Genomic DNA, 6,953 nt, shown 5'->3' with positions numbered 1-6,953 from the left:
GCGGGCGCTGACCGTGATGTCGACGCTCATCTATCCGCGCAGCCGCGGCACCGTGCGGCTCGCCTCGAGCGACCCGAACGCTGCGCCGCTGATCGACATGAACTACCTGGCTGAGGCCGGTGACCGTCAGGTGCTGTTCGAGGGCGTCGAGATCATCCGCGAGATCATGGAGTCGGCGGCGTTCGGTGGCAACGTCACGTCCGAGCTGCACCCCGGCAAGGCGATCGACTCCGAGGGTCTGAAGTCCGAGATCCTCAACCGGGCCACCACGGTCTACCACGGTGTCGGCACCTGCCGGATGGGCGTCGACGACCGCGCTGTCGTCGGCCCCGACCTGCGGGTGCGCGGTATCGACGGCCTCCGGGTCGCCGACGCCTCGATCATGCCGTCCATCATCGGCGGCAACACCAACGCGCCGTCGATCATGATCGGCGACAAGTGTGCGGAGCTGGTGCTGGGATGACCACGAACACGACTCAACGGCCCGCGAGCCTCACGTCGGAGTTCCTCGACAGCCTGGTCACACGGGTCCCCGGGAGCACCGGCAACACCTGGAAGCTGACCGAGGTCTACACCGGCGACCTGCTGGTCGAGCTGCCGCAGTCCTCCCCGAGTGACATTGCGCAGGCGTTCGACACCGCCCGAGCCGCCCAGAGGGTGTGGAGCTCCTGGTCGCTGCGGAAGCGGCTCAAGGTGCTCAAGAGGTTCCACGCGCTCGTCATCAAGAACCAGTTCCTCATCACCGACCTCATCCAGGCCGAGAGCGGGAAGAACCGGCGGATGGCGTTCGAGGAGTCGTGCGACGTGCCGATGGGCGCCAGCCACTACATCAAGCGCGCACCGTCGGTGCTCAAGGACCGCAAGCACGCAGGTCCCGTGCCGGTGCTCTCGCACTCGACCGAGGTGCGCCGGCCCAAGGGCGTCGTCGCGATCATCGCGCCGTGGAACTTCCCGTTCGCGACCGGCATCTCCGACACCATCCCGGCGCTGATCGCCGGCAACGGCGTCGTGGTCAAGCCCGACAACAAGACCGCGCTCTCCCCCCTGTTCGGCGTACGCCTGCTGGAGCAGGCCGGCATGCCGAAGGGACTTGTGCAGGTCGTCTGCGGCGAGGGCCCTGACGTCGGCGGGCCGATGCTCGAGAACGCCGACTACGTCATGTTCACCGGCTCGACGGCGACCGGGCGCATCATCGGCGAGCTCGCCGGCAAGCACCTGATCGGCGCCTGCCTCGAGCTCGGCGGCAAGAACCCCATGCTCGTCCTCGAGGACGCCAACGTCGACGAGGCCGTGCACGCGGCCCTGTTCGGCGGGTTCGGCAACTCCGGCCAGATCTGCATGCACATCGAGCGGCTGTACGTGCATGACTCGATCTACGACGAGTTCCGCGACAAGTTCGTCGCGGCGACCGAAGCCATGAAGGTCGGCGCCACGTACGACTTCGGGCCCGACATCGGCTCGCTGGTCTCTGTCGACCACCGCGACCGCGTCGCCACGCACGTCGAGGACGCGAAGGCGAAGGGCGCGACCGTGCTGACCGGCGGGCAGGCGAGACCCGACCTCGGACCGGCGTTCTACGAGCCGACGATCCTCGAAGGCGTCACCAAGGACATGCTCGCGGGCTCGACCGAGACCTTCGGCCCCGTCGTCGGCCTGTATCGCTTCCGTACCGAGGACGAGGCGATCGCGCTCGCCAACGACACCGAGTACGGCCTCAACGCCAGCGTCTGGAGCACCGACACCACACGCGCACTGGCGGTGGCTCGTCGCATCGACTCGGGCAACGTCAACGTCAACGACATCCTCGCGACGGCGTACGCCTCGAAGGGGTCGCCGTCGGGTGGGCTCAAGCAGTCCGGCGTCGGCGCCCGTCACGGCGACCAGGGCCTGCTGAAGTACACCGACGCGCAGAACATCGCGCTGCTCAAGAAGCAGGTCATGGAGCCGAGGCCCGGTCAGACGTACGAGGCCTACGCCAAGCAGACCCAGATGTCGCTCAAGCTGATGCGCAAGACCCGGCTTCGCTGAGGCGCCTACCCCCGGGCGGTGACTTAGCGTCCACGCCGATCGTGCGGCGGTGCATCAGCGTCCACGTGGCGAGCTCGGGTGGACGCTAGGTCACCGCTTGCGCGTGGAGGGCCTCTGCGCGAGCCTTCAGCGCATGAGCCACCGAGTCGAAGCCGGCCTTGATCCAGTCGCCGTTGAGCTCCATGACCAGCCCGGAGTGCTCGCCGCTCAGCGTGTCCGTCGTGTAGTACGCGCAGCGGTCGGGACCGAGCTCAGCGATGTACTGGTCCCGGATCGCGAAGATCCCCTCCATCTCCTCACCCGTGTCGTAGCGCAGGTGGTGCGGCGGGTCGACGACGCGGATGAACTCGCGATTGACGAACGTGCCGTCCGAGCCGTCGGGGTTCGGCAGCGTCAGGTCGATCCGCTCGCCGATGCCGAGCGAGGTCTCCGCTGCGACGGTGTACGGATTCCACTCCGGATAGCGCGGATAGTCGACGAGCACGTCCCACACGAACGCCGCCGGCGCCTCGATCTCGACCGTCACCGACGTCACGACGTGGCTCATGCCGGCATGTACTCCCCGCCGTTGACGTCGAGCACCGCGCCGGTCACCTCGGAGGCGAGGCTCGACAGCAGGTAGAGGATCGCCCCGGCGCAGGCCTCGTCCGGCGGGATCCGGTTGAGCGGGTTGCGAGAGGCGATGTCGTCGTAGACGTCCTGCTCCGTGATCCCCTTCTCGTCGGCCGTCATGGTCAGGTAGAACCGCACGCCCGGGCCGTCGAGCCAGCCGAGGATCGCCTGGTTGACCCGGATCCCCCGCCCACCGAGCTCCAGCGCCAGGTACTGCGAGGCGCAACCCATCGCGGCCTTGGCCATCGCATAGCCGCCCTCGCCACGCATCGGCTTGCGGGTCGACATCGTGCCGACGTTGACGATCGAGCCGCCGTCAGTCATGTGCGGCACCACGGCGCGGGTCATCTCCAGCGCGCCGAACAGGATGACGTCCATCGCCCGGCGGAGCTGCTTGTCCGGCGTCTCGAGCAGGTCGGTGAAGCCGGGGTGCGAGTACGCCGTGTTGACCAGGCCGGTGACCGTGCCGAACCGCTCGACCGCGGTCGCCGCGACGCGTTCGACATCCTCGGTCTTTCGTACGTCGCACAGCACCGCGACCGCTTCGCCGCCGGCCTCGGTGATCTCCTTGACGACCTGACCGGTGACCTGGTCGGACCTGGCCGCCAGCACGACCTTCGCGCCCTCGGCCGCCGCGCGGGCGGCCAGCTTCGCGCCGAGCCCCGCTCCGACGCCGGAGACGATGACGACCTCGTCCTTGAGGATCATGATGCGAGCCCACTTCCTTGCAGATGAGTCTGATAGAACGCGAAGTCCCGCTCGAGCTCCGCCTCGGACAGGCCGAAGTCCTCGGCCGTGTACGTGTGAGAGCCGTGCCGCTGCTCCTGGTTGCGGGCCATGTACGCCTCCAGCGCGTCCCGGTCCGCCGGCAGCCCCAGCTCGCCCATGACCTTCGTCGCGGTCCCGACCGGGTCAGAGACCGTGTCCTGGAACGTGACGTCGACGAACCGGTCCGGTCGCGCGGCCCGCACGTCGGCGAACCCCTGCAGGGCCGCCACGAACCGGTCGCGCCAGTAGGGCCCGACCGCCTTCGGGTCGACCTCGTCGCTGTACTGCCCCGAGATCGCGCAGACCATCGAGGCGTACGACGGCACGGCCTTGGTCGGCGAACGATGGGTCATCACGATCTTGCAGCCGGGGAACGTGTCGAGGACCGTGTCCACCGCCGTGAGGTGGTGCGGCGACTTGAGGATCCACGGTTGGCCGTCGCGGTCCGGGCTCTGCCACTGCAGGACCTGCAGCCACTCCTTGAGGTCTCGGTACGCCGGCGCCTGGTCGAACTCGCGGAGCCAGATGCCATACGTCGGGACCCAGTAGAACGAGTCGTAGCTCATCGAGGTGAACGTGCGGTCGAGCAGGATGACGTCCTCCTCGGGGCCGTCCCACTCGATCGTGTGGATGTCGCCGAAGTCCGGGGCCATCTCGAGGAACATCTCGTAGCGATCGCGGGCGCGCTTCTTGCGCAGCTCGGCGTCCGGCCCTTCGCCGGGGAACGGCAAGGGGTACGACGTCTCCCACGACAACGTCGAGGTGACCTCTGGCGACGATGCCAGGAGCCGGTGCAGGAGGGTCGAGCCCGTGCGCGGCAGGCCGCAGATCTCGGCGGCGACCGTCACCTCCTCGTCGAGGATCTCCGGGTTCTCCGCCTGCAGTTGCTTGAGCCGCAGGCGGTCGGCCAGCGAGGCGACGAGGCGCCGGTGGGTCAGGTCCAGCCCCAGCTCGGACAGCTTCGCCTCCTCGACGAGCGCCGTCGTGAGGACCTCGAGCGGCTCGACGAACCAGTCGTCGCCGAAGCTGCTGAGCCCGGTCTTGTCGCGGGCGGCGGCGAGCAGCCCGTCGACGTCGAGCACGCGGGCGGTCTCGGCGGTGGTCATGGAGCCTCCAGGTCGATCACGGCGCATTTCGGCAGGGGGTGGTGATCGGCGCCGAGCCAGCGCAGCAGCGCCGTGCCGCTCGTGTGGCCGCACGTGTCGATCCAGTTGCCCCAGCCCGGATCCCGGTCGGCGACGACGATCGTGAGCCGGCCGTCGTCGAGCTCTGCGGTGTGCTTGTTGACGGTGATCCGGCGCTCGTGGTCGAGCGACTCCATCCACCAGTTGTCGAGCTGGAAGTTCCAGTAGGGGCAGTCCGGCACGTCGGTCTCGATGACCCAGGCCTGCCCGGGCTCGAGCGTCCAGTAGCCGTGCAGGTAGAAGATCTCCGGATCGCCGCCGGCCTTCTGGAACATCTCCTGCCCGAAGTCCGGCATCTCGTTGGGGCGCGCCATGAACATCTCGGTCCAGCTGGCGAACAGGGCCGCGGTGCCGTGCAGCGAGAAGGCGGCCGTCGCGAGCGCCTTGGCGAAGTGTGCCGGGTCCAGCTCCTTGCGCTCGACCGGCTCACCGATCCGTTCGATGCGCCACTGGCCGGGCACCTCGGTCGTCCGGTCGAGGTATGTCTGGCGGACCACGAGGCCGGTCGAGTCCGGCGCGAGTGGCAGCCAGTTCTTGTCGTGCGGCGTGGCGCTGGCGATGATCTCGACGGTGCCGTCGGGCTCGACGACGAGGTCACGGTCCGAGAGCTCGCCGGTCGACGCCATCGTGCCGTCGATCGCATACCGGTTGGCCTTGGAGCCGATGCTGAAGTACGCGATCGTGCCCCGGGTGCCGGTGATCCGGTAGGTCCGGTCGCCGCGGATGTTCGCGGACAGGTAGACGTTGTCGGGGTTGTCGGCGCCGAGCTTGACCCGGTCGAGCTCGTGCAGCCGGGGGAAGTCGGGATCGGAGTTCTCGATCGTCGTGTACAACATCTCGCGGAGCAGCCGGGTCAGGTAGCGATAGCCCTCGGCCCGATCGAGCGGCGTGTCGGGCGCGGTGTCGCGCAGGATGACCTCGCCCGCCTGCTCCAAGGCTCGGCAGAAGTCGGTCCATGCCTGCCCGGAGGAAACCCCCGCAGCCCCGTCCGTCATGCCACCTCCAGGGAGAAATCTAGAACACGTTCTACCAGTTTCCCACACATTGGACAACCGCTCGGTAGAGTTCGGCACCTCATGAGCAACGACCTTTCGACAGACTTCGCCGGGGCGACCGGCGCTGCCCTGGTGGTCGGCGGCAGCGGCGGGCTGGGCGCCGAGATCGCCCGGATGCTGGCCGCTCGCGGCAGTGACGTCGCCGTGACGTTCCGCGGCAACGCCGAGGCCGGCGGCGCCGTCGCCGCAGCTGCAGTTGACCTCGGCGTACGGTCATCCGCCCACGGCCTGGACGTGACGTCGGCCGACGAGTGCGCCGCGGTCCTGGCGGACGTCGTCGACATCTACGGGGGCCTGCACACGCTGGTCTACGCGGCCGGCCCGCACGTCCCGATGGTGCACCTCTCGAACGTCTCGCCTGCGGACTTCGCCCAGCAGCTCACGCAGGACGCCGCGGGCTTCTTCAACCTGGCGCAGCCGGCCCTGCCGCTGCTGCGGCACACAAAGGGCTCGATCATCGCGGTCACCACGGCTGCGACCGCCCGGTTCCCGGTGCGTGATGGCTTGTCGTCGGCTCCCAAGGGCGCCGTGGAGCAGGTCGTACGCGGACTCGCTGCCGAGGAAGGACGCTTCGGCGTACGGGTCAACGCGGTGGGACCGGGGATGCTGACCGACGGCATGGCCGCGCGGCTGATCGGCTCGGGCGAGCTCGACGACGAGGCGCTGGCGATCACCCGCGCCAACATCCCGCTGCGCCGCTTCGGCAACGCGGCCGACATCGCGGAGGCAGTCTGCTTCCTGGCCTCGAGCCGGGCCGGGTTCATCACGGGCCAGAAGCTCGACGTCGACGGTGGCTACACGGTCTGACCCTTTCCAAGAACTGAAACACGTTCTAGGTTTGCTCCATGAGTGACCAGATTCGTACGGCCGTGTGGGGCACCGGCAACGTGGGACGCGCCGCGATCCGCGCCGTCGACGCCCATCCCGATCTCGAGCTGACCGCCGTGATCGTCCACAACCCCGACAAGCTGGGCCGCGACGCCGGAGACCTCGGTGATCTCGACCGTACGCTCGGGGTCGCCGCGACCCAGGACATCGACGGCACTCTCGAGGGCATCGACGCCTTGGTCTACGCGGCCTCCGGCGAGATCCGGCCCGACGACGCCCTGGCCGACATCGTCAAGGCCCTCCGTCTCGGCGTCGTCGTCGTGACGCCGTCGCTCTACGGGATGTACGACCCGGCGTCCGCACCTCCTGAGTTCCGCGACCGGGCGACGACCGCGATCGCCGACGGCGGCGGCTCGCTGTTCGTCTCCGGCATCGATCCCGGCTGGGGCAACGACATCCTGCCGGTCCTCGTCAGCGG

Annotated in this window: 7 protein-coding genes and 1 pseudogene; 4 read left to right on the top strand and 4 right to left on the bottom strand. The window is 68.8% G+C overall.

Annotation, left to right across the window (positions count from 1 at the left end):
• Positions 1–463 (top strand): GMC family oxidoreductase (locus tag V6M46_RS09435; protein WP_332664141.1); only part of this gene is annotated, 463 nt, incomplete at its 5' end.
• Positions 460–2,028: a succinic semialdehyde dehydrogenase gene (locus tag V6M46_RS09430; RefSeq protein WP_332664138.1), complete on the top strand. Its 1,569-nt coding sequence runs from the start codon at positions 460–462 to the stop codon at positions 2,026–2,028. The genes V6M46_RS09435 and V6M46_RS09430, both read left to right, overlap by 4 nt.
• An 85-nt stretch (positions 2,029–2,113) precedes the next feature.
• On the opposite strand, the gene V6M46_RS09425 is transcribed toward V6M46_RS09430, so the two are convergent.
• From V6M46_RS09425 to V6M46_RS09410, 4 genes are read right to left on the bottom strand one after another with little or no spacing between them, the layout of a single operon-like run.
• Positions 2,114–2,575 (bottom strand): SRPBCC domain-containing protein, encoded by a 462-nt coding sequence (locus tag V6M46_RS09425; protein WP_332664136.1) that lies wholly within the window; start codon positions 2,573–2,575, stop codon positions 2,114–2,116.
• On the bottom strand, positions 2,572–3,348 hold the full coding sequence (locus V6M46_RS09420) for an SDR family oxidoreductase (protein WP_332664134.1): 777 nt from the start codon (positions 3,346–3,348) through the stop codon (positions 2,572–2,574). The genes V6M46_RS09425 and V6M46_RS09420 overlap by 4 nt, the downstream gene beginning before the upstream one ends.
• Entirely contained in the window at positions 3,345–4,514 is a 1,170-nt protein-coding gene (locus V6M46_RS09415) for a sulfotransferase family protein (protein WP_332664131.1), read from the bottom strand. Before V6M46_RS09415 ends, V6M46_RS09420 begins: the two co-directional genes overlap by 4 nt.
• The gene (locus V6M46_RS09410) at positions 4,511–5,587 is read right to left on the bottom strand and encodes a DUF1214 domain-containing protein (RefSeq protein ID WP_332664129.1); all 1,077 of its coding nucleotides are present in this window, start codon (positions 5,585–5,587) and stop codon (positions 4,511–4,513) included. The genes V6M46_RS09415 and V6M46_RS09410 overlap by 4 nt, the downstream gene beginning before the upstream one ends.
• Positions 5,588–5,668: 81 nt before the next feature.
• Here V6M46_RS09410 and V6M46_RS09405 point away from each other — a divergent pair, with 81 nt between their 5' ends.
• Positions 5,669–6,454, top strand: a complete 786-nt coding sequence (locus V6M46_RS09405) for an SDR family NAD(P)-dependent oxidoreductase (protein WP_332664126.1) — start codon at positions 5,669–5,671, stop codon at positions 6,452–6,454.
• Between the two features lie 38 nt (positions 6,455–6,492).
• Positions 6,493–6,953 (top strand): annotated as a pseudogene (locus tag V6M46_RS09400) (dihydrodipicolinate reductase); the annotation flags it as partial.

Origin of the sequence: Aeromicrobium sp. (genome assembly GCF_036676885.1) — a bacterium.
Taxonomy (GTDB): Bacteria; Actinomycetota; Actinomycetes; order Propionibacteriales; family Nocardioidaceae; genus Aeromicrobium.
The sequence above is the reverse complement of the archived record's forward strand: the minus strand, read 5'-3'. Positions and strand labels throughout refer to the sequence as shown.

Excerpts from the sequence above, each read along its gene's own strand:
- V6M46_RS09430 (WP_332664138.1), top strand. The coding sequence starts at position 460 with ATGACCACGAACACGACTCAACGGCCCGCGAGCCTCACGTCGGAGTTC.
- V6M46_RS09425 (WP_332664136.1), bottom strand. The coding sequence starts at position 2,575 with ATGAGCCACGTCGTGACGTCGGTGACGGTCGAGATCGAGGCGCCGGCG.
- V6M46_RS09420 (WP_332664134.1), bottom strand. The coding sequence starts at position 3,348 with ATGATCCTCAAGGACGAGGTCGTCATCGTCTCCGGCGTCGGAGCGGGG.
- V6M46_RS09415 (WP_332664131.1), bottom strand. The coding sequence starts at position 4,514 with ATGACCACCGCCGAGACCGCCCGCGTGCTCGACGTCGACGGGCTGCTC.
- V6M46_RS09410 (WP_332664129.1), bottom strand. The coding sequence starts at position 5,587 with ATGACGGACGGGGCTGCGGGGGTTTCCTCCGGGCAGGCATGGACCGAC.
- V6M46_RS09405 (WP_332664126.1), top strand. The coding sequence starts at position 5,669 with ATGAGCAACGACCTTTCGACAGACTTCGCCGGGGCGACCGGCGCTGCC.